This is a genomic window from Pseudomonas sp. PDM24 (assembly GCF_019218905.1).
GTDB lineage: Bacteria > Pseudomonadota > Gammaproteobacteria > Pseudomonadales > Pseudomonadaceae > Aquipseudomonas.
Map to the genome: position 1 here is coordinate 807,204 of NZ_JAHUWR010000002.1, position 20,501 is coordinate 827,704.

A 20,501-nucleotide genomic window follows, 5' to 3' on the forward strand; every position below is an offset into this window, starting at 1 on the left:
TCCCGCCTATTGGAGCTCCGCTATGCGCAAGTTGATGCTGACGGGAGGCCTGCTGATGCTGGCCGGTTGTGCTGGACTACCCACCCCTGATCCTTCACAGGCATGGATCGATCTGGATACACGGCAGGAAGACACCGCGCTGCAAGCGGTAGAAGTCGATGACAAGGCTTCCATCGACAAGCGTTACTTCGAGGTGCAGCCCGGTAGCCATGAGCTGACGGTTCGCTACTTGTTTGCTGTCCAGCCGACCAACATTGGCCCCAACGCCGAGCCGCTGTGGCGCGACTGCCAGTTGAATGTGAAATTCAAGGAATTCAACGCCGGTCAGCGATATCAGCTGCAAGCGGGATACATCGGCTTTCGGCCGTGGGCGAAGCTCTATGATCAACAGCGAAAAGTGATTGGACAGGGCACACCGGCAGGCTGCCAACGTACTTGATCGACGCTATGCTGAATGATCAGTCCTTGGGAAATTCATCATGCGCAGGTTGTTGCTGTTGCTCGCTGCAGGCGCCTTTGTCGGTTGCACGAGTCCGTTGCCGGCGGTCGATCCACAAATGGCATGGGTCGACTTCGCTACGCCGAGCCCCGGCGGGAAACTGCTGATGGCCGATCGGCTGGACAACCAGCGGCTGAGCGATGGGCGCTACTTTCAGGTCACCCCGGGTAGCCATGAACTGAGAGTGCGTTTCGATTTTGAAGTGTTTGGTGGTGGCTCAGGCTTGATGAATGCTCCGCTGGAGCGGCTGTGCTACCTGACCATCAATTACGACCATTTCGAGGCCGGCCAGCGTTACCTGCTGGAAGCGCGTTCTATAGCGTTCACCCCCAGCGCCCGGCTCTACAATGCCAAGCGGGAAATTGTCGCCGAAGATCGGCTGGCCAACTGCGTCATGTGAGACGAATCAACGGTCATTTTTTTGGTAGATGATTTTCTTGGTTCCGCCTTCGCATGAACCGACGACCATGTTCTGATCGTGCACTTCGTCGTTGGTGACGATTTCCAGGGTGTAGGACGAGACGTTATTGGCCTGGATCTTGGCTTCGATCTCGGCCTTGAGTTCCTCACAGGATTTCGGTGCCGCGAGGGCCGATGTGGCCAGCGTGCAACAGATAACCGCCAAGGCAAAACGTTTCATGGTTGAAGCTCCCTTAAGGCAGCGCGCATGGTGATGCGCTGAAGCTGCTGTCATTTATTCGACCACAGTTTTGTCTGTCAGGTTATGTTTCAGGACAAAAAAAGACCGCAACCTGCGCAAGGGAGCCCGCGAAGGCTGCGATCTCAGCTAGCGTATCAACCCATTATTATCAGCTGACCAACGTCGCATCCAGACTGATTTTCGCATTCAACACTTTGGACACCGGGCAGCCTTCTTTGGCTTTATTGCTCAGTTCCTCGAATTGCGCCTGGGTCGCCCCGGGGATTTTCGCCTTGAGAATCAGCTTTACCGCGGTGATTGCAAAGCCACCGTCTACCTGGTCCAGGGTCACTTCGGCGTTGGTGTCGATGCTGTCGGCCTTGAGGCCGGCATCGCCGAGAATCATTGAAAACGCCATGGAGAAACAGCCCGCGTGAGCCGCGCCGATCAGCTCTTCCGGATTGGTGCCTTTACCCCCTTCGAAACGGGCCTTGAAGCCGTAGGGGGCTTCTCTGAGGACGCCGGTTTCCGTGGAAATCGAGCCGATACCGGTTTTCAGATCACCTTCCCAATGAGCCGATGCTTTCTTTGTGATAGCCATGTCTGCCTCCTCAAGATCCGGCGCGAAACGTCGCGCCTTCGTGGTTTTCGGTTACCAGGGTTCTGAGGATAGACCGTCAGGCAAAGTTCACCTCATCTGATCGGTCCTCTAATCGCGTAGGATTTTTGTCTCTCCTATTGAAACTCGGGTATATGCCCTCATTGCATAGAACACGCTTATAGACTCGGCAGGTTTTCGTTCGTGAAAAAACCTGCTTACCCATTGGAGAAGCAGGTTCATGAAACGACTATCCGATATCAAGTTCTCGACCCTGGATCTGGTGCCCGTGCGGGAGAACGGCAGTGCGGCCCAGTCCCTGCACAATTCTTTGGATCTGGCGCGGCACGTGGAAAAATTCGGCTACAACCGCTTCTGGGTCGCCGAGCACCACAACATGGACGGGATCGCCAGTTCGGCGACCTCGGTCCTGCTGGGCTACCTGGCTGGCGGCACTTCGACCATTCGTGTCGGTTCGGGGGGCGTGATGCTGCCCAACCACGCGCCACTGGTGATCGCCGAGCAGTTCGGCACCCTTGAAAGCCTGTATCCGGGGCGGATCGATCTGGGCCTGGGTCGCGCGCCTGGATCCGATCAAATGACCGCTCGAGCCTTGCGCCGTGAGCGCTCCGGTAGTGCCGATGACTTCCCGCAAGACGTGACTGAACTGATGCGCTACCTCGGCCCACGTACGCCAGACCAGCGGATCATTGCCATGCCGGGTACCGGCACCAATGTCCCGATCTGGTTGTTGGGTTCGAGCCTGTTCAGTGCGCAGTTGGCGGGTGAGCGCGGTTTGCCCTACGCCTTCGCTTCACATTTCGCACCGCGCTTCATGCATGAGGCGATTCGCGTCTACCGCAACCACTTCAAGCCTTCAGCGGTTTTGGATAAGCCCTACGTGATGCTCGGCGTGCCGCTGGTGGCTGCAGACACTGATGAGCAGGCCGATTACCTGGCCACTTCGGTCTACCAGCGGATTCTCGCGTTGATGCGTGGCCAAAGCCTGGTACAACGCCCGCCAGTGAAGACCATGGACGGTCTGTGGCTGCCCCATGAGAAAGAAGCGGTCGGTGATTTCCTTGGCCTGGCCATGGTCGGCAGCCCGCAGAAAATTCGCGCCAAGCTGGAAGTGCTGATCGAACAGACGCAGGCCGATGAGCTGATTTTTACCTGTGACCTGTACGAACATGCCGATCGCCTGCACTCCTATGAGTTGCTGGCGCAGGTCATGAAGGGCTGAAGCGCAATCGCACCCACAAAAAAGCCGACGCCATTGCGTCGGCTTTTTCATTTTCGAGGGCGGTCAGCCCTGCTTGTAGACGATTTGCCTGGAGCCTTTTTCACAGGTGCCAACGACTTTTCCATCAGCAGCAGCGCCTTTGTCGACGATCTCCAGTGTGTAATTGGAAATGCCCTTGGCATCCAGTTTCGCTGAGATTTCGGCTTTCAGCTCGTCGCACGACTTGCCTTGGGCAAAGGCTGTTCCCGCAAGGCTCAACAAGCCTATCGCCAAAATAAACTTCTTCATGGGGTGCACTCCCTGGTCGGATCAATAGGGGGAGCGCATCCAGCTATCGGCCGGACGCACTCACCACGTAGCGCTTTGCCATTCCCTATGGCATTCGGCCGGCGCGCAAGTTCAGAAGACTGGCTTAAGCTCAGCTACTGGCAATCCGGAATCCGACTTTAAGCGTCACCTGGAAGTGTGCCGCTTTGCCGTCCTTGATGTGCCCGCGGGTTTCGGTCACTTCGAACCATTCCATGTACTTCAGACTCTTGTTGGCTTCGGCCAGGGCATTGTTGATGGCGTCTTCAATGCTGGTGGTGGATGAGCCGACCAGCTCGACTTTCTTGTAGGTGTGATGGTCAGTCATGGCGTTCTCCTAAGGGTGTGAAATACAGCCTAGCAGTGATTTTTCTTATGTCTTCTGTCGAACAATCCGTGGGGAATTTCAGATTTACTGCACTTTCTCAAACCCCTGAAGTCCCAACCAACACACGCAACTCAAACAATGCAGGAGATTTACCATGGCCAACACCTCGTTACGTAAAGCCTCATTGCAAAGCATGGAAGCCGAGATCGAGAGTCTGCTGAAATCGTTGGAAAGCCTGAAGGACGACGCCTCGGACGAATCGCGTAAAACCCTTAAAACGCTGAAAATCAACGCCGAAAACGCGTTGAAGCATTCGCGTCATCTGCTCTCCGATGCCTATGAAGAGGTCAAGGTCAAAACCCGTGAAACCGGGATCGCGACACGTGACTACGCCCAGGAACACCCTTGGACTACAGCCGGTGTCGCCGTTGGTGCGCTGGGGCTTCTGGCGGCCTATCTGTTGTGCAAGCGCGGTAATTAAGGTGCCTGACGCAGTTCGTTTTTAAGCCACTGCGCCAATTGCCGAGCGCGCCCGTCCGCGGCGCGCTTGGGTAGCCACAACGCCAGTTGCGCCGGGGTTTCACAGAAACCCCATGGCGCAACCAGGCGACCGGCCTTCAAGTCTTCTGCCACCAGCGGCTCAGGCGCGATGGCCACACCCAGCCCGGCCACTGCCGCCTCAAGCAAATAATACAAATGCTCGAAACCCTGACCGTACCTCAGCGCCTTGGCGTCGAGGCCGCTTTGCTGTGCCCAACTCGGCCAGGCTTGCGGACGTGAGGTGGTGTGCAGCAAGGGTTCGGTCAGCAGGGCGTTTGCCGGTGCGCTCTGCAGCCTTTCGTAGCCGACGAATCGTGGGCTCATGACCGGGCCGATGCGTTCGCTGGCCAGTTCATAAACTTGCATGTCCGCCGGCCATGGCGGCTCGGCAAACACCAGCAAAGCGTCCAGGCCGGGCCGCCGTGGATCGAGATCGCCTTCGCCAGCCGACAGGTGCAAACGCAGATCCGGCAGATCCGCATTGAGCCGCCCCAAACGCGGAATGAACCAGCGCGCCAGCAGGCTGCCCGAGCAGCCGAGCACGAACGGTGCATCGGCGGTGCTTTGGGTCAGTTCGGCGCAAACGCTGCGCAATCGCTCGAAGGCTTCACCGCTGACATCGCGCAAACGGACACCGGCATCTGTGAGTTTCAGGCCGCGCCCATCCTTGATGAACAGGCTCACGCCGAGGTGTTCTTCCAGTACCTTGAGCTGTCGGCTGACCGCACCATGAGTGACGTGCAGCTGTTCGGCGGCCTGACTGACGCTGTTCAGGCGGGCAGTGGCTTCGAAGGCGCGAAGGGCGTTCAGCGGAGGAAGGTCGTGGCTCATGGTATCTGTGAGTTTTTCTGACAGGTTGCGGCGATCTTATCGGTTTTCAGTGCGGGATGTCAGGGGTAGAGTGAACCCCATCGTCACCTCTCGAATACAACTGGAGCGACCCATGACCCAGACTAACCTGCGCAACGGCCCCGACGCCAACGGCCTGTTCGGCGCGTTCGGTGGCCGTTACGTCGCCGAAACCCTGATGCCGTTGATCCTCGATCTGGCCCGCGAATACGAAGCGGCCAAGGAAGATCCGGCGTTCAAAGAAGAATTGGCCTACTTTCAGCGTGATTACGTCGGACGTCCAAGCCCACTGTATTTCGCCGAGCGTCTGACAGAGTTCTGCGGCGGCGCGAAGATTTACCTCAAGCGCGAAGAGCTGAACCATACCGGCGCGCACAAGATCAACAACTGCATCGGCCAGATCCTGCTGGCGCGGCGCATGGGCAAGAAACGCATCATTGCTGAGACCGGCGCTGGCATGCACGGCGTGGCGACCGCCACCGTGGCTGCGCGTTTCGGCCTCGATTGCGTGATCTACATGGGCACCACCGACATCGAACGCCAGCAAGCCAACGTGTTTCGCATGAAGCTGCTGGGCGCCGAAGTGATCCCGGTGGTCGCTGGCACCGGTACCCTCAAAGATGCGATGAACGAAGCCCTGCGTGACTGGGTGACCAACGTCGATAGCACCTTTTACCTGATCGGCACCGTCGCCGGCCCGCACCCATATCCCGCCATGGTTCGCGACTTCCAGGCTGTGATCGGCAAGGAAACCCGCGAGCAGTTGCAAGCCCAGGAAGGCCGTCTGCCCGACAGCCTGGTGGCGTGCATCGGTGGTGGTTCCAACGCCATGGGCCTGTTCCACCCGTTCCTCGATGACAAGAGCGTCGAGATCATCGGCGTCGAAGCCGCCGGTTACGGCATCGAAACCGGCAAGCACGCAGCCAGCCTGAACGGCGGCGTACCGGGTGTGCTGCATGGCAACCGAACTTTCCTGTTGCAGGACGACGATGGCCAGATCATCGACGCTCACTCGATCTCTGCCGGCCTCGACTATCCAGGCATTGGCCCGGAACACGCCTGGTTGCATGACATCGGCCGCGTCCAGTACACCTCGGTGACCGACGACGAAGCCCTCGATGCGTTCCACAAATGCTGTCGTCTAGAAGGGATTATTCCTGCACTGGAAAGCGCCCATGCCCTGGCCGAAGTGTTCAAACGCGCACCGACGCTGCCGAAAGATCACCTGATGGTGGTCAATCTGTCCGGCCGTGGTGACAAAGACATGCAGACCGTGATGCACCACATGGAACACTCTCAGCAATCCAAGCAGGAGAAACACTGATGAGCCGCCTGCAAACGCGTTTTGCCGAACTCAAGGAACAGAACCGCGCCGCCCTGGTGACCTTTGTGACCGCTGGCGACCCGAGCTATGACACGTCTCTGGCGATCCTCAAAGGCTTGCCGGGAGCGGGTGCCGACGTGATCGAGTTGGGCATGCCCTTCACCGATCCAATGGCCGATGGCCCGGCGATTCAACTGGCCAACATTCGTGCCTTGGGCGCCAAACAGAACCTGGCGAAAACCCTGCAAATGGTTCGCGAGTTCCGCGAAGGCAATAGCGAGACGCCGCTGGTGCTGATGGGTTACTTCAACCCGATTCACATGTACGGCGTACCACGTTTCATCGCTGAAGCCAAAGAGGCCGGTGTCGATGGCCTGATCGTGGTCGACTTGCCGCCCGAGCATAACGGTGAATTGTGCGACCCGGCACAGGCGGCGGGCCTGGACTTCATTCGCCTGACCACTCCGACGACTGATGACGTGCGCTTGCCGACTGTTTTGAACGGCAGTTCCGGCTTTGTTTACTACGTGTCGGTGGCGGGTGTGACCGGTGCGGGCGCGGCGACTCTGGAACATGTCGAAGAAGCCGTCACTCGTCTGCGTCGCCATACCGATCTGCCGATCAGCATCGGTTTTGGTATCCGTACTCCAGAGCAAGCGGCGTCCATCGCGCGTCTGGCTGACGGTGTGGTGGTGGGGTCGGCGCTGATCGATCACATCGCTAATGCCTCAACACCGGATCAGGCTGTGGAGGGCGTACTCAGCTTGTGCGCAGCCTTGTCCGAAGGCGTGCGTAAAGCACGGGTCAGCTGAAGGTAAAGTTCCTGATACAGAGGAATTAGAGCCTCGCGGCACAGACTAAACAGCAAGACCGAGGGCTTCAGGACTATGTTCTGGAGCCCACAAAAAGATCGCAGCTTTCGGCAGGCGCTGCCGAAGGCTGCGATCTTTTGCTTTCAGGGCAACTCCAACCCACCCGCGGCCTTGTGCAGCTTGCGCAAATGTTCGCCAACCTGCTTCAGGTTGGCTTCGTTGGCGGCCATCTCGGCGGCACGGCTCGGTTCGAGCAGTGCTCTGACTTCTTTGTCCAGATCCCCGGTCAGCGCTTGCAGCTGCTTCTGGCGCAGGTTGCTTTCCGACTGCAGACGCGTCCACTCGTTCGGTTGCGGCAAACCATAACCACCGGTGCTGCCGAGCAGTTCGGCCGGACGGCTGAGGAAGCCGCTGTTGGCGAGAATCTCCTGCAAGGTCGCATTGGCCTTATCCATGCCGCCATTCTTCAATTCCCGAGCGCCCAGATAACGTTGCTTCACTTCGTCCTGGGCCAGCACCATCTGCTGACGGAAACTGGCCTGCTCCAGCAGCAGTAACGCCGCACTGGTGCGCAAATCAGCCTGATCAATCCATTTGCGACGCTCTTCAGCTTTCAAGGACAGCCAGTCCTCGACCTTGTCCTGCTTGATCGGTAAATGCTTTTTCAGCACTTCGAACATCGCTTGATAACGCTCGCGGAAGGAGTCGAAGCGATAGCCCAGGCGCAGTGCTTCGCGGGGATCATCCAGCACGCTGGTGTTTGCCAATCCACGGCCCTTGAGCACTTCCAGCAAACCGTTGGGCATGATGCTGTCGAGGCCGACCAGTTGCGCATTGTTGGTGCTGCTGCGCAGTAATTTCAGGCCTTCTACCGCGCAGTTGTTGGACAGGAAAAAATAGTTGCCGTCGTAACTCCAGTGCATCTCCGCGGCGTGTTCCACTACATCTTCGATCTCGCTATGCGACAGGTTCAGCGGCACCGATGCGAGGCTGCGCAATTCGGTTTTGGTGTATTCGTCGATCACCTGGGCCAGCGGCAAGACAAACAGGCGCGACGGGTATTTACCCACCAGTCCATCCCAGCTCGACAACTGTAGGTCACCGACGAAGGCGCGGTAGGACAACACCAGATGCTGATCCAGATCCAGTCGACAATCCGGCCCACGTGGCCGACCCGGTGCACAGATCACCAGTCGCAGCATGCTGTGGCCCCAGCGGCTGACCCAGTTCTGGTTGGCTTCGGCCAGAAGATAGTCAACCGCGTAAACCCGCTCCGGATCGACTTGGCCCAAGGGCTGCTTGGCGAAGTCGTTACCCGCATTGAGGAAGGCGAATGATTGGGCGCATGTGTCTTTGGCGGCGGGCGCCCAACCGAAATGTTCTTTGTAGTAGCGATACAGCGCAGGACGACGGCAGGCATAGCTTGGGTCGAGAAGGAAGTACTCCATGTTGACCGCGACGAACTCCTTCGGGCTGCTCGTCTCGTAGATGTCCGGGGTGCGGGCAATCTGCCGGTTGTGTTGTTCGCGCTCGCCGCGCCGACCGACGTATTGCGGCCAGCCGGCCAAATCCAGCAGACGAGGGTCATCGCTGAGGGTCCAGCGTCGCTCCGTCTGCCCACGGCATTGGTCGGGGATACCGATCAGCCCGGAGCTGTTGTTACGTTGCTTGCAGCGCTGGATCAGCGTGCGCTCGGCGTCTGGCCACAGACGCGCACGGTCATAAATATGGGTGAGTTCGTGCAACACCGTGGCGAGCATTTCCCGGCGGACGGTGCCGTGGGGACGATACGTTTTTTGGGTCGCGGCGCTGCCATTGGTGAGGCTGGCGAGCAAATTGCGGTTCAGGTCGAGTTCGGACACCAGTGACGCCTGGCCGTAAGCATCGCTCGGCATGTCGTCGGTCCAGCCGACGTCAATGCGCCGGTCCAGTTGCTCGATGAAGCGCGGCGGTAACGCCTGCATGGCTTCATCGAGCAGCGCCTGACTGGCCTGCTGTTGCGCGGGGCTCAGACCGTCGGTCTTGAGCCGTAGTTGCAGGCTGGCCTGAGCTGTGTTGCCAAGCAGCAACACAACCCCGGCCAGCAGCCAGGCGCCGAGCGACTTCACAGTGCGAGAATGGCTTCGGCGAGAACCTGATCACTGGCGTCGCGGGCTTCCGGCACGCGAGTGCGCAAGGTGTCGAAGGCCGCTTCCAGGTGCGCACCACGGATTTCACCCTCGCTGGCGACGAAACTGGCTGCATCGTCGTGGGCTTCACGGACGATCTTCGAATCGCGGATGGACGTGGTGGTGTCGGAAGTGAAATCAAGCGTGCGTTCGGAAGCACGAATGATGATGTTACTGGTGGCTACCAGGGTTTGCGCCTGGGCCACATTGGCCAACAACAGCAGGCCAAGGGTGGCAGCAATCAGCGGGCTACGCATGGAACGACTCCGGAGGAACAAGGGATAACTATTGGACGAGAATTGCTTGCGCCAGTTCAAGGTCGCTGGCATGAAGTTTTGGCTGGGTCCGGCGCAGGTAAATCAACGCGGCCTCCAGTTGTGATCCTCGCAGTTGACCGTCACTGGCAATGAACGCGGCAGCGTCATCCCGGGCGGCGATCAGCAGTTTATGGTCGAAGGGCGCTGAGGTCACCATGCTGGTGGCATAACCACTGGCCACGGTGCCTTGCGTAGACAGGTTGAAAGCATCGAAGGCGTGGGCCGAACCCGACCAGCAAGCCGCCAGAAAAACCGCAGTGATCGAAATACTTGAAAGAAAACGAATGAGACTCGATAGCTAAAAGCGAGTCCCAAGGCTAGCGCAATGCCCGGGCTAGAGCCAGCGTCGAAACATTGGGACACGACGGGCGTGCCCCACTTCAGAGCTGTCGCTTAGATCGTCAGGATGGCCTGGGCCAGCTGTGCATCGGTCGCATTCAGTTGTGGAGCCTGTTGGCGGATATGGTCGAGAGCACTTTCCAGTTTTACACCACGAATGGCGCCTTCACTGGCAACGAAGCTAGCGGCATCGTCACGGGCTGCACGGACGATTTTGTCGTCGCGAAAGGAAGACGAGACATCCGACGTTGCATCAGAGGACGCCTTCAGTCCACCGACAATGGAATCGGTGGTCACGATAAAGCTGGTGGCGTGGGAATTGGCAGCAACGGCAAGCAGGGCGGCAGCGCTGAGCAAACGAAGACGGGACATGGGGTAGCTCCTTTGGATAGACCGATTTAGAAGTGGCTCAGGATCAGACGCCTGTCGTAAAGCGATCGCCACGTTCTATCTGGATATTAGGCCTGTGCATATCGGTTAGAACAGCCCCTGTCTGCCAAGGGAGGAAATTAGCGCCAGAACGGTTTTGTCCACTTCGTTGAGGCGCTCGGCATGGCTGATGCCCAGATCCGAGAGCTGTTGATCATTGAGTTGGCCCAGCAACCGTCGGGTTCGAGCCCTACGCCTATGGCCCAGACACACTCCGATGAAATTGTACTGGTTAAATTTATTGAATGTATAAACTGTACCTATTTAAGGTTATATCTTCTGTACGGCCCAATGTGAACGCTCCAAAACGACAAAACCCGTCGTGGTTTCCCACGACGGGTTTTGTTTGTTCAATTCGGGTTGCTGGCGGTGGATCCGTAGGATCAGAGCCAGCGACGCTAACTTAGCGCCAGAACGGCTTGCTCAGCTCTTCGTAGCGCTGTGCTTCGCTAATCCCTGCGTCAGCCAGCAGACGCGAATCCAGGCGAGCCAGTTGATGGCGGCTGGAGATGCGGCGCTGCCACAGCATCAGGTTGGCGATAACGCGCAGAGGCATGGAAGCCTGGGTTTTTGCAGCAGTATCTTCGAAGAACAGTTCGGAACTGAGTGTACGTTCCATGGTTGACATCCTTCCGCTTATGGCGGGATTAGGTAGTGGTTTAACTGATGCCAATGATCCTCCCGTTTGGCCAGTCTCTGTAGATACAGTTCACCTGTATTGTGAGAGACCAGTTAACTGTTAAAAGGCAGTGTACTGGTCGAAATTGAGGCAACTGTACCTATGCGCACCAAATAGGTGCATTTTTGATCATTTCAACGCAAAAGGTAGGTGAATGCCGTAGGAAAAGACCGGTACAGCAGTACAGTTTTTGACGATATGGAGTGTTATCACCGCGAGCTGACGAAACTGTGTTTGCGTCAGCTGCAATCTGTATTAATTACACCGCCAGCATGCGCCCGGTTTCTTCCAGGTTCATGTGCCAACTCAGGGCATCGCGAAGGATGTGCGGGGTATGCCCGCCGACTGCGCAAGCGGCAGTGAAGTAGTCATTCAAGGCTGCGCGATAGTCCGGGTGAACGCAGTTGTCGATGATGACCCTGGCGCGCTCACGCGGTGCCAGGCCCCGCAGGTCGGCCAAACCTACTTCGGTCACGAGAATGTCCACGTCATGTTCTGTGTGGTCGACGTGGCTGACCATGGGGACCACGCTGGAAATCGCGCCGCCCTTGGCAATCGACTTGGTGACAAAGATCGCCAAGTGCGCATTGCGCGCGAAATCGCCGGAGCCGCCGATCCCATTCATCATCCGAGTGCCGCAGACGTGGGTGGAATTGACGTTGCCGTACAGGTCGAACTCCAGCGCAGTATTGATACCAATGATGCCCAGGCGCCGCACTACTTCGGGATGGTTCGAGATTTCCTGGGGGCGCAGGACCAGCTTGTCCTTATAGTGCTCCAGATTCCCGAACACATCGGCATTGCGCCGGCTCGACAGGGTGATCGAACTGCCCGACGCAAAGCTCAGCTTTCCGGCGTCGATCAGGTCGAAAGTCGAATCCTGCAGCACTTCGGAGTACATGGTCAGGTCTTCGAACGGCGAGTCGATCAAGCCGCACATCACCGAATTGGCGATAGTGCCGATACCGGCTTGCAGCGGGCCGAGTTTGTTGGTCATGCGACCGGCAGCCACTTCTTGTTTGAAGAAATCGATCAGGTGATCAGCAATGGCCTGAGTGTCGCTGTCCGGCGGCAGGACAGTGGATGGCGAGTCGGACTGGTTCGTAATCACGATCGCGACAATTTTTTCCGGCGGTATCGGGATGGCGGTGCTGCCGATGCGGTCGTCGACCTTCACTAACGGAATCGGGGTGCGGGTCGGCCGGTAGGTCGGGATATAGATGTCGTGCAGGCCTTCGAGATTCGGGTTGTGCGCCAGGTTGATCTCGACGATCACGTGCTTGGCGAAAATCGCGAAGCTGGCCGAATTGCCTACCGAGGTGGTCGGCACAATATGGCCCTGCTCAGTGATTGCCACGGCTTCGATCACCGCGATGTCCGGTAGCTTGAGTTGTTGGTTACGCAGTAGCTCTACGGTTTCCGACAGGTGCTGGTCGATGAACATGACTTCGCCGGCATTGATCGCCTTGCGCAGGGTGCTGTCCACCTGGAACGGCATGCGTCGCGACAGTACGCCGGCTTCAGTCAGTTGTTTGTCGAGGTCGTTGCCCAGGCTGGCACCGGTCATCAGGGTGATTTTCAGCGGCGCGACCTTGGCACGCTCGGCCAGGGCATGAGGCACAGCCTTGGCTTCGCCGGCTCGGGTAAAGCCGCTCATGCCGACGGTCATGCCGTCCTGAATCAGAGCGGCAGCCTCGGCGGCGCTCATCACCTTATCCAACAACGAAGGCAAGCGAATACGGTCACGGTACATGGATTGTTATCTCGGGCAACGGAAGCAAGGTGCGCAGTCTAGTGAATTTGATCAGTGTCCGTCCCGCTACCAAGGTCGCATTCGGGCCGTCTATTCTGGGCCTTTCAGACAAAACACCGTTACAGGATCGGTAACAGCCACAAACAAAAACGCCCCGACGAGTCGGGGCGTTCAGCTTGCCGAAGGGTATTACTCGACGGCTTTGACCATGTCTTCGATGACTTTCTTGGCATCGCCGAAAACCATCATGGTCTTGTCCAGGTAGAACAGTTCGTTGTCCAGACCGGCATAGCCGCTGGCCATCGAGCGCTTGTTGACGATGATGGTCTTGGCTTTGAACGCCTCGAGAATCGGCATGCCGGCAATCGGCGATTTCGGATCGTTCTTGGCCGCCGGGTTAACCACGTCGTTGGCACCCAGCACCAGCACCACGTCGGCCTGACCGAACTCGGAGTTGATGTCTTCCATCTCGAACACCTGGTCGTAAGGCACTTCGGCCTCGGCCAGCAGTACGTTCATGTGCCCAGGCATCCGACCCGCAACCGGGTGAATCGCATACTTCACGGTCACACCACGGTGGGTCAGCTTCTCGGTCAGCTCTTTCAGAGCGTGCTGTGCCCGAGCGACCGCCAGGCCGTAGCCTGGAACGATGATCACGGTGTCGGCGTTGGTCAGCAGGAAGGTCGCGTCGTCGGCCGAGCCGGATTTCACCGGGCGGGCTTCCTTCGAACCTGCCGGGCCGGCAGCGTCTGCCGTATTGCCGAAACCGCCGAGCAGTACGTTGAAGAAGGAGCGGTTCATCGCCTTGCACATAATGTACGAGAGGATCGCACCGCTTGAGCCCACCAGCGAGCCGGCAATAATCAGCATCGAGTTGTTCAGCGAAAAGCCGATTCCCGCTGCTGCCCAGCCGGAGTAGCTGTTGAGCATCGACACCACGACGGGCATGTCTGCACCGCCGATCGGGATGATGATCAGCACGCCCATCACGAAGGCCAGGGCCAGCATCAGAGCAAACGCGCTTAGATTGCCGGTCAGCATGAAGGTGATGCCGAGTGCCAGCGTCGCCAGACCCAGCAGCAGGTTCAGCTTGTGCTGACCGCTGAACTGTACGGGTGCGCCCTGGAACAGGCGGAACTTGTACTTGCCCGACAGTTTGCCGAACGCGATCACCGAACCGGAGAAGGTGATTGCACCGATGGCTGCGCCGAGGAACAGTTCCAGACGGTTGCCCGCCGGAATCGAATCACCCAGGTGTTTAACGATGCCCAGAGACTGCGGCTCGACCACCGCCGCGATAGCGATGAACACTGCGGCCATACCGATCATGCTGTGCATGAAGGCGACCAGTTCCGGCATCTTGGTCATTTCAACGCGCTTGGCCATGATCGAACCGGCGGTGCCGCCGACCAGCAGGCCGACGATGACGTAACCGATGCCGGCAGTAGCACTGCCTTGCTCAAAAGAGAGCGCGCCCAGCTTATAAATGAGGCCGATAGTAGTGAGGATCGCCAACGCCATGCCGAGCATGCCGTAGACATTGCCGCGCCGCGATGTGGTTGGGTGCGACAGGCCTTTGAGGGCCTGGATGAAGCAGATCGACGCGATCAGGTAGAGCGTCGTTACCAGATTCATGCTCATTACTTGGGCGCCTCTTCTTTTACGGCTTTCGGGGCTTTTTTCTTGAACATCTCAAGCATTCTGCGAGTCACGAGGAAACCACCGAACACGTTCACCGCCGCCAGAGCCACCGCCAGGGTGCCCATGGTCTTGCCCAGTGGGGTCACGGTCAACGCGGCCGCCAGCATGGCGCCGACGATCACAATCGCTGAAATGGCGTTGGTCACTGCCATCAATGGCGTATGCAGTGCAGGGGTAACGTTCCATACCACGTGATAACCGACATAAATCGCCAGCACGAAGATGATCAGGTTGTAGATACCGGGGGAGATAAGCTCTTCCATCGTCTGAATCCCTGCTTAGGCGTTTTTGCGGATGACTTGGCCGTCGCGGCACATCAGGCACGCGGCGACGATGTCGTCTTCGAGGTTCACTTCAAACTGGCCTTCTTTGTTGAAGACCAGCTTCAGGAAGTCCAGCAGGTTGCGCGCGTACAGTGCCGAAGCATCGGCCGCGACGGCGCCGGCCAGATTGGTCGGGCCGCAAATGGTCACGCCATTCTCGACGACCACCTGATCGGCCACTGTCAGCGGGCAGTTGCCGCCCTGAGCGGCCGCGAGGTCGATGACCACGGAGCCTGGCTTCATCTGCGCCACGGTTTCCGCGCTCAATAGCGTCGGCGCCTTGCGGCCCGGGATCAGTGCAGTAGTAATGACGATGTCAGCCTGCTTGGCGCGCTCATGCACGGCCAAGGCCTGGCGCTGCATCCAGCTGGCAGGCATGGGGCGTGCGTAACCGCCAACGCCGACGGCGCATTCGCGCTCTTCATCGGTTTCGTAAGGCACGTCGACGAACTTGGCGCCGAGGGATTCGATCTGCTCTTTTACCGCAGGACGTACGTCAGACGCTTCGATCACTGCACCCAGACGTTTCGCCGTGGCAATCGCCTGCAAACCGGCCACGCCAGCACCGAGAATCAGCACACGTGCCGCTTTCACGGTACCCGCAGCGGTCATCAGCATCGGCATGAAGCGTGGATAGTAGTGAGCAGCCAGCAACACGGCTTTATAGCCGGCGATGTTCGCCTGGGAGGACAACACATCCAGGCTCTGAGCGCGGGAGGTGCGCGGCGCGGCCTCCAGTGCGAAAGCGGTAATGCCGCATTCAGCCAGCTTGGCAATGGTTTCATTGCTGAACGGATTGAGCATGCCCACCACAACGGTGCCGCTTTTTATCAGCGTCAGTTCGCTGTCGCTGGGGGCGACCACCTTGAGAATCAGCTCTGCGCCAAATGCATCATTGGCACTGCCAATGGTCGCGCCTGCCGCTTCATAAGCACTGTCGACAACGCTGGCGTTAATACCGGCGCCGCTTTGCACAGTGACTTTATGACCCTGGCCGATCAACTTCTTGATGGTTTCCGGGGTTGCAGCAACCCGTGTTTCACCCGTCTGGGTTTCGAGAGGAACACCAATGTGCACGTCAAATCTCCTGCGTGATCTTATTGAGTAAACCCAGGCACTTCGGATGGTGCGGCTGGGGCGGCCGATCAGCACGATCCCGCTAAATCAGGGCGGGGCGCGGCATTTTGCAGGCGAACTTTGTGCCCTTCAAGGGATTATGACGGGTGACGGAAAATTAACTACAAGTCACCCCGTGACCGAATGTCGCACCGATCAGTGCAATCCCTTGCAGGCCGTGGCTTGTGAGGATTCTGTCCAAAATTCAAGAATTTACACATCGGCACGGTGAATGAGGTGTCATTGCCTTCCAATGGAGGCTCAAGGCCACGTATTCAGGCCTTTGTAGGACGTTTGTGCTACTCCTCAGTACAGTCTGCCAATATGCGACAAATACTTATATCTGTAGTGCTTTTGTCTTCCTGACTACGGGGTCAGCTAATAAGTGTGAGCCTTTACCCTTCTAGGCTGTAGCCTTGTGCCTGATTCACCAGCCAATCGCGAAATGCCTTTAAAGAGGCTGATTCGACCTTTCGCTCGGGAATCATCAGGTAGTAGGCCTTAATGCTCGATAGTGCCTGGGCGTTGGCAATCACCAGACGCTTCTCTGTCAGTTCGCGCTGAATCAAGAACGGTGGAATCAGCGCGATCCCCATATCGTGCATTGCAGCTTGAGCAAGCATGGAGAATAGCTCGTAACGCGGCCCTGTCATGTCTCGCGGGATATTCAGGCTTTGAGAGTTGAACCACTGGCGCCAGGCATAAGGGCGTGTGGTCTGCTGTAGTAGGGGCAGTTCGGCGATTTCCCTGGGGCTCAGGTTGGTTTTTTTGCCCAGTAACGTGGGGCTGCACACCGGCATCGGATTTTCGCCCATGAGCCTGTGGGATTCGGTACCCGGCCAGTCGGCGTCGCCGAAATAGATCGCGGCGTCGAAGTCGGTGTCGGCAAACAGGAAGGGGCGGGTGCGGTTGGTGAGGTTGACCGTCACTTCCGGATGTTTGTGCTGAAAATCCTTGAGTCGCGGCAACAGCCATTGAGTGCCGAAGGTGGGTACCACCGCCAGTTCGATCACGTTGGCACCCTGCTGGCCCATCACTGACAAGGTGTCCCGTTCAACCGCATCGAGTTGGGTAGCCACTCGGCGGCTGTAGGAAAGCCCGGCCTCCGTCAGCTTCACTCCGCGTCGCGAGCGCCGGAACAGTTCGACGCTGAGGAACTCCTCTAGGCTGGCGATCTGTCGGCAAATCGCTCCCTGCGTGAGGGAAAGTTCCTGGGCGGCCTTGGTAAAGCTCTCGTGGCGCGCTGCAGCTTCAAAACTGATCAGGGCGGTTGTACTGGGGATCTTTCTGCGCATGTACGTCAACCTCACTAATACATCGCATATAGGCTATGTTGCGACGTTACGGAGTGAGAAATTAGCACAACAGTATGCAAAATCCTCGTTTGTCGTGAAGCCAAACCCGGCCTAGGATCACTCCACGTTATTTGACCCGATTCGAGAGGACTCACTCATGGGCGGTAAAGCTAGCTTCAACTGGATCGATCCCCTGCTGCTGGATCAACAGCTCACTGAAGAAGAACGCATGATTCGCGACACGGCTCAGCAATTCGCTCAGCAGAAGCTCGCGCCACGCGTTCTCGAAGCTTTCCGTCATGAGAAGACCGACCCGGCGATCTTCCGTGAGATGGGCGAAGTGGGTCTGTTGGGTGCGACCATTCCTGAGCAATACGGTGGAAGCGGCCTTAACTACGTCAGCTACGGTCTGATTGCCCGTGAGGTCGAGCGTGTCGACTCCGGCTATCGCTCGATGATGAGCGTGCAGTCTTCGCTGGTCATGGTGCCGATCAACGAATTCGGTACCGAAGCACAGAAACAGAAATACCTGCCGAAGCTGGCCTCGGGTGAATGGATCGGTTGCTTCGGTCTAACCGAGCCTGACCACGGTTCCGACCCGGGCGCGATGATTACTCGTGCACGTAAAGTGGAAGGCGGCTACAGCCTCACCGGCAGCAAAATGTGGATCACCAACAGCCCGATCGCCGATGTGTTCGTGGTTTGGGGTAAGGACGACGCGGGCGACATTCGTGGTTTTGTTCTGGAGAAGGGCTGGAAAGGCCTTAGCGCTCCGGCGATTCACGGCAAGGTTGGCCTGCGTGCATCCATCACCGGCGAGATCGTCATGGACAACGTGTTTGTCCCTGAAGAGAACATCTTCCCGGATGTCCGTGGTTTGAAAGGTCCTTTTACCTGCCTTAACTCGGCGCGTTATGGCATTTCCTGGGGCGCGCTGGGCGCTGCCGAGTTCTGCTGGCACACCGCTCGCCAATACACCCTGGATCGTAAGCAGTTTGGTCGTCCATTGGCGGCCACACAGTTGATCCAGAAGAAGCTGGCTGACATGCAGACCGAAATCACTCTGGCGCTGCAAGGCTGCCTGCGTCTGGGGCGTATGAAGGATGAAGGCACTGCTGCCGTCGAGATTACGTCGATGATGAAGCGCAACTCCTGTGGCAAGTCCCTGGACATCGCTCGCATGGCGCGCGACATGCTGGGTGGCAACGGCATCTCCGATGAGTTCGGTGTCGCTCGGCATCTGGTCAACCTGGAAGTGGTGAATACCTATGAAGGTACGCATGACGTCCACGCACTGATCCTCGGTCGCGCGCAGACCGGCATCCAGGCGTTCTATTAATAGGAGAACGGTCATGGGCGCGCTTTCGCATCTACGGGTACTGGATTTATCGCGGGTACTTGCCGGGCCTTGGGCCGGGCAGATCCTGGCGGACCTTGGCGCTGAAGTCATCAAGGTCGAGCGCCCGGGCAATGGCGATGACACGCGCGCCTGGGGGCCTCCGTTCCTTAAAGACGCCTATGGCGAGAACACCAGTGAGGCGGCCTATTACTTGTCCGCCAATCGCAATAAGCAATCAGTGACCATCGACTTCACGCGGCCAGAGGGTCAACAGTTGGTGCGTGAGTTGGCGGCGAAGTCGGACATTCTCATTGAAAACTTCAAGGTCGGTGGTCTGGCGGCTTATGGGTTGGACTATGAGTCGCTCAGGACGATTAATCCGAAGCTGATCTATTGCTCGATCACTGGATTCGGTCAGACAGGTCCGTATGCCAAGCGTGCTGGCTATGACTTCATGATCCAGGGCTTGGGCGGTCTGATGAGTTTGACCGGTCGTCCCGAAGGAGATGAAGGCGCGGGTCCGGTGAAAGTCGGTGTGGCGCTGACAGATATTTTAACCGGGCTCTATTCAACAGTAGCGATCCTGGCGGCCTTGGCTCATCGGGATCAGGGCGGTGGCGGTCAGCATATAGACATGGCATTGCTGGATGTTCAGGTGGCTTGTCTGGCCAATCAGGCGATGAATTACCTGACTACAGGCGTTGCGCCTAAACGCCTGGGCAACGCTCACCCGAATATCGTGCCTTATCAGGACTTTCCTACAGCCGATGGCGACTTCATCCTCACTGTGGGTAATGATGGGCAGTTCCGCAAGTTTGCGCAGGTGGCTGGTCAGCCGCAGTGGGCGGATGATCCACGTTTTGCGACCAACAAACTGCGGGTGGCTAACCGAGCAGTATTGATTCCGCTGATTCGCCAGGTGACCGTGTTCAAGACTACTGCTGAGTGGGTGGTGCAGCTGGAGCAGGCAGGCGTGCCATGCGGACCGATCAATGATCTGGCTCAGATGTTTGCCGATCCTCAGGTTCAGGCGCGGGGGTTGGCCATTGAGCTGCCTCATGCTTTGGCCGGGATGGTGCCGCAGGTTGCGAGCCCGATACGTCTGTCCGAGACTCCGGTGGAGTACCGTAGTGCGCCTCCTTTGTTGGGTGAACACACGCTGGAGGTTCTGCAGCGGGTGTTGGGTCTGGATGCCGGAGTCGTTGCTGGGTTCAAGGCGTCTGGAGTGCTCTGAGCATTCCTTCTATATAGCAGGGCTGGTTTTGCTCTCCTATATAGAGGGGAATGCGCAGTTTTCCGGCGTTCCGCAAGTTATTGATAGAAAAGCGTAATTAGAGGTTGACGGCAGATTCTGGACGTCTATAATTCGCCCCACTTCCGGCGCAGTCGAAACGGAAAACTCCTTGCTAAGCAAAGAGTTACGCAGTTTTCGGCAGTGGTTACGCTTCAGTTCATCGAAGCCAGAAGGAGTTGAAAGAGCGGTGTTGTTTGGCTCTTTTGGCGGTTCGATCATCTCGGTCGAAAGCGGAGAAAAAGAGGTGTTGACAGCAGCGAGTAACGCTGTAGAATTCGCCTCCCGCTAACGAGAGATCGGAAGCGCAAGTGGTTGAAGTTGTTAAAGATTTCCAAGCGAAACTTTGAAAACTTCTGAAAATAACCGCTTGACAGTAACGGAGGCTGCTGTAGAATGCGCGCCTCGGTTGAGACGAAAGATCTTAACCAACCGCTCTTTAACAACTGAATCAAGCAATTCGTGTGGGTGCTTGTGGAGTCAGGCTGATAGTCAACAAGATTATCAGCATCACAAGTTACTCCGCGAGAAATCAAAGATGTAACCAACGATTGCTGAGCCAAGTTTAGGGTTTCTTAAAAACCCAAAGATGTTTGAACTGAAGAGTTTGAT

The 20,501-nt window shown here is 57.6% G+C and carries 23 protein-coding genes and 1 pseudogene; 8 read left to right on the plus strand and 16 right to left on the minus strand.

Translation table 11 applies throughout. The features are described 5' to 3' along the window. Positions 1-22: 22 nt before the first annotated feature. Both KW837_RS11595 and KW837_RS11600 read left to right on the plus strand, forming a co-directional pair. On the plus strand, positions 23-439 hold the full coding sequence (locus KW837_RS11595) for a hypothetical protein (protein WP_218395804.1): 417 nt from the start codon (positions 23-25) through the stop codon (positions 437-439). 40 nt (positions 440-479) lie between these two features. Next, complete coding sequence (locus KW837_RS11600) at positions 480-899, plus strand: hypothetical protein (protein ID WP_218395806.1); 420 nt, start codon at positions 480-482, stop codon at positions 897-899. Between the two features lie 6 nt (positions 900-905). On the opposite strand, the gene KW837_RS11605 is transcribed toward KW837_RS11600, so the two are convergent. Further along, positions 906-1,139 (minus strand): DUF1161 domain-containing protein, encoded by a 234-nt coding sequence (locus KW837_RS11605; protein ID WP_048397315.1) that lies wholly within the window; start codon positions 1,137-1,139, stop codon positions 906-908. Positions 1,140-1,308: 169 nt separating this feature from the next. Further along, positions 1,309-1,740: an OsmC family protein gene (locus KW837_RS11610; protein ID WP_008152515.1), complete on the minus strand. Its 432-nt coding sequence runs from the start codon at positions 1,738-1,740 to the stop codon at positions 1,309-1,311. Positions 1,741-1,978: 238 nt separating this feature from the next. Here KW837_RS11610 and KW837_RS11615 point away from each other — a divergent pair, with 238 nt between their 5' ends. Beyond that, a complete protein-coding gene (locus KW837_RS11615; protein ID WP_218395807.1) occupies positions 1,979-2,980 on the plus strand; it encodes an LLM class flavin-dependent oxidoreductase in 1,002 nt (333 codons plus the stop codon). Positions 2,981-3,043: 63 nt separating this feature from the next. On the opposite strand, the gene KW837_RS11620 is transcribed toward KW837_RS11615, so the two are convergent. Further along, positions 3,044-3,268 carry a DUF1161 domain-containing protein gene (locus tag KW837_RS11620; RefSeq protein ID WP_192345248.1) on the minus strand — a complete coding sequence of 75 codons (225 nt, stop codon included), beginning with the start codon at positions 3,266-3,268 and terminating at the stop codon, positions 3,044-3,046. Between the two features lie 130 nt (positions 3,269-3,398). Continuing rightward, a complete protein-coding gene (locus KW837_RS11625) occupies positions 3,399-3,614 on the minus strand; it encodes a dodecin (RefSeq protein WP_007902773.1) in 216 nt (71 codons plus the stop codon). A 154-nt stretch (positions 3,615-3,768) separates the two neighbouring features. Between KW837_RS11625 and KW837_RS11630 the strand changes: the two genes are divergently transcribed. Then, positions 3,769-4,095, plus strand: coding sequence for a YqjD family protein (locus KW837_RS11630; protein WP_007902771.1), 327 nt, complete (start codon positions 3,769-3,771; stop codon positions 4,093-4,095). On the opposite strand, the gene KW837_RS11635 is transcribed toward KW837_RS11630, so the two are convergent. After that, positions 4,092-4,985 (minus strand): LysR family transcriptional regulator, encoded by an 894-nt coding sequence (locus tag KW837_RS11635; RefSeq protein ID WP_218395809.1) that lies wholly within the window; start codon positions 4,983-4,985, stop codon positions 4,092-4,094. The two genes, KW837_RS11630 and KW837_RS11635, sit on opposite strands and share 4 nt — an antisense overlap. A 112-nt stretch (positions 4,986-5,097) precedes the next feature. On the opposite strand from KW837_RS11635, the gene trpB reads away from it, so the two are divergent. After that, positions 5,098-6,327 carry a tryptophan synthase subunit beta gene (gene trpB / locus KW837_RS11640; protein ID WP_218395811.1) on the plus strand — a complete coding sequence of 410 codons (1,230 nt, stop codon included), beginning with the start codon at positions 5,098-5,100 and terminating at the stop codon, positions 6,325-6,327. After that, positions 6,327-7,139, plus strand: a complete 813-nt coding sequence (gene trpA / locus KW837_RS11645) for a tryptophan synthase subunit alpha (protein ID WP_192345250.1) — start codon at positions 6,327-6,329, stop codon at positions 7,137-7,139. Before trpB ends, trpA begins: the two co-directional genes overlap by 1 nt. A gap of 143 nt (positions 7,140-7,282) precedes the next feature. On the opposite strand, the gene KW837_RS11650 is transcribed toward trpA, so the two are convergent. From KW837_RS11650 to KW837_RS11700, 11 genes and pseudogenes are all read right to left on the minus strand, one after another. Beyond that, the gene (locus KW837_RS11650) at positions 7,283-9,247 is read right to left on the minus strand and encodes a DUF4105 domain-containing protein (protein ID WP_218395813.1); all 1,965 of its coding nucleotides are present in this window, start codon (positions 9,245-9,247) and stop codon (positions 7,283-7,285) included. Continuing rightward, positions 9,244-9,564 (minus strand): DUF2388 domain-containing protein, encoded by a 321-nt coding sequence (locus tag KW837_RS11655; RefSeq protein ID WP_007902760.1) that lies wholly within the window; start codon positions 9,562-9,564, stop codon positions 9,244-9,246. Before KW837_RS11655 ends, KW837_RS11650 begins: the two co-directional genes overlap by 4 nt. A 28-nt stretch (positions 9,565-9,592) precedes the next feature. Beyond that, positions 9,593-9,910: a DUF2388 domain-containing protein gene (locus KW837_RS11660; protein ID WP_007902758.1), complete on the minus strand. Its 318-nt coding sequence runs from the start codon at positions 9,908-9,910 to the stop codon at positions 9,593-9,595. A gap of 107 nt (positions 9,911-10,017) precedes the next feature. Continuing rightward, the gene (locus tag KW837_RS11665; RefSeq protein WP_008067730.1) at positions 10,018-10,335 is read right to left on the minus strand and encodes a DUF2388 domain-containing protein; all 318 of its coding nucleotides are present in this window, start codon (positions 10,333-10,335) and stop codon (positions 10,018-10,020) included. Between the two features lie 137 nt (positions 10,336-10,472). Beyond that, positions 10,473-10,584, minus strand: a pseudogene (locus tag KW837_RS11670) (DUF1127 domain-containing protein); the annotation flags it as partial. 211 nt (positions 10,585-10,795) lie between these two features. After that, positions 10,796-11,011 carry a DUF1127 domain-containing protein gene (locus tag KW837_RS11675; RefSeq protein WP_007902752.1) on the minus strand — a complete coding sequence of 72 codons (216 nt, stop codon included), beginning with the start codon at positions 11,009-11,011 and terminating at the stop codon, positions 10,796-10,798. Positions 11,012-11,330: 319 nt separating this feature from the next. Further along, positions 11,331-12,824 (minus strand): acetyl-CoA hydrolase/transferase family protein, encoded by a 1,494-nt coding sequence (locus KW837_RS11680; protein WP_218395815.1) that lies wholly within the window; start codon positions 12,822-12,824, stop codon positions 11,331-11,333. 189 nt (positions 12,825-13,013) lie between these two features. Next, positions 13,014-14,465 (minus strand): NAD(P)(+) transhydrogenase (Re/Si-specific) subunit beta, encoded by a 1,452-nt coding sequence (locus KW837_RS11685; protein WP_218395817.1) that lies wholly within the window; start codon positions 14,463-14,465, stop codon positions 13,014-13,016. Beyond that, a complete protein-coding gene (locus KW837_RS11690) occupies positions 14,465-14,788 on the minus strand; it encodes an NAD(P) transhydrogenase subunit alpha (RefSeq protein ID WP_003187010.1) in 324 nt (107 codons plus the stop codon). Before KW837_RS11690 ends, KW837_RS11685 begins: the two co-directional genes overlap by 1 nt. A gap of 15 nt (positions 14,789-14,803) precedes the next feature. Beyond that, positions 14,804-15,925, minus strand: a complete 1,122-nt coding sequence (locus KW837_RS11695; protein WP_123358427.1) for a Re/Si-specific NAD(P)(+) transhydrogenase subunit alpha — start codon at positions 15,923-15,925, stop codon at positions 14,804-14,806. Between the two features lie 434 nt (positions 15,926-16,359). Next, positions 16,360-17,259 carry a LysR family transcriptional regulator gene (locus KW837_RS11700; RefSeq protein WP_192345256.1) on the minus strand — a complete coding sequence of 300 codons (900 nt, stop codon included), beginning with the start codon at positions 17,257-17,259 and terminating at the stop codon, positions 16,360-16,362. 157 nt (positions 17,260-17,416) lie between these two features. Here KW837_RS11700 and KW837_RS11705 point away from each other — a divergent pair, with 157 nt between their 5' ends. Together KW837_RS11705 and KW837_RS11710 are read left to right on the plus strand one after the other, a co-directional pair. Continuing rightward, complete coding sequence (locus KW837_RS11705; protein WP_030129615.1) at positions 17,417-18,598, plus strand: acyl-CoA dehydrogenase; 1,182 nt, start codon at positions 17,417-17,419, stop codon at positions 18,596-18,598. A 13-nt stretch (positions 18,599-18,611) separates the two neighbouring features. Then, on the plus strand, positions 18,612-19,832 hold the full coding sequence (locus tag KW837_RS11710; protein ID WP_218395819.1) for a CaiB/BaiF CoA-transferase family protein: 1,221 nt from the start codon (positions 18,612-18,614) through the stop codon (positions 19,830-19,832). The last annotated feature ends 669 nt before the right edge of the window (positions 19,833-20,501 follow it).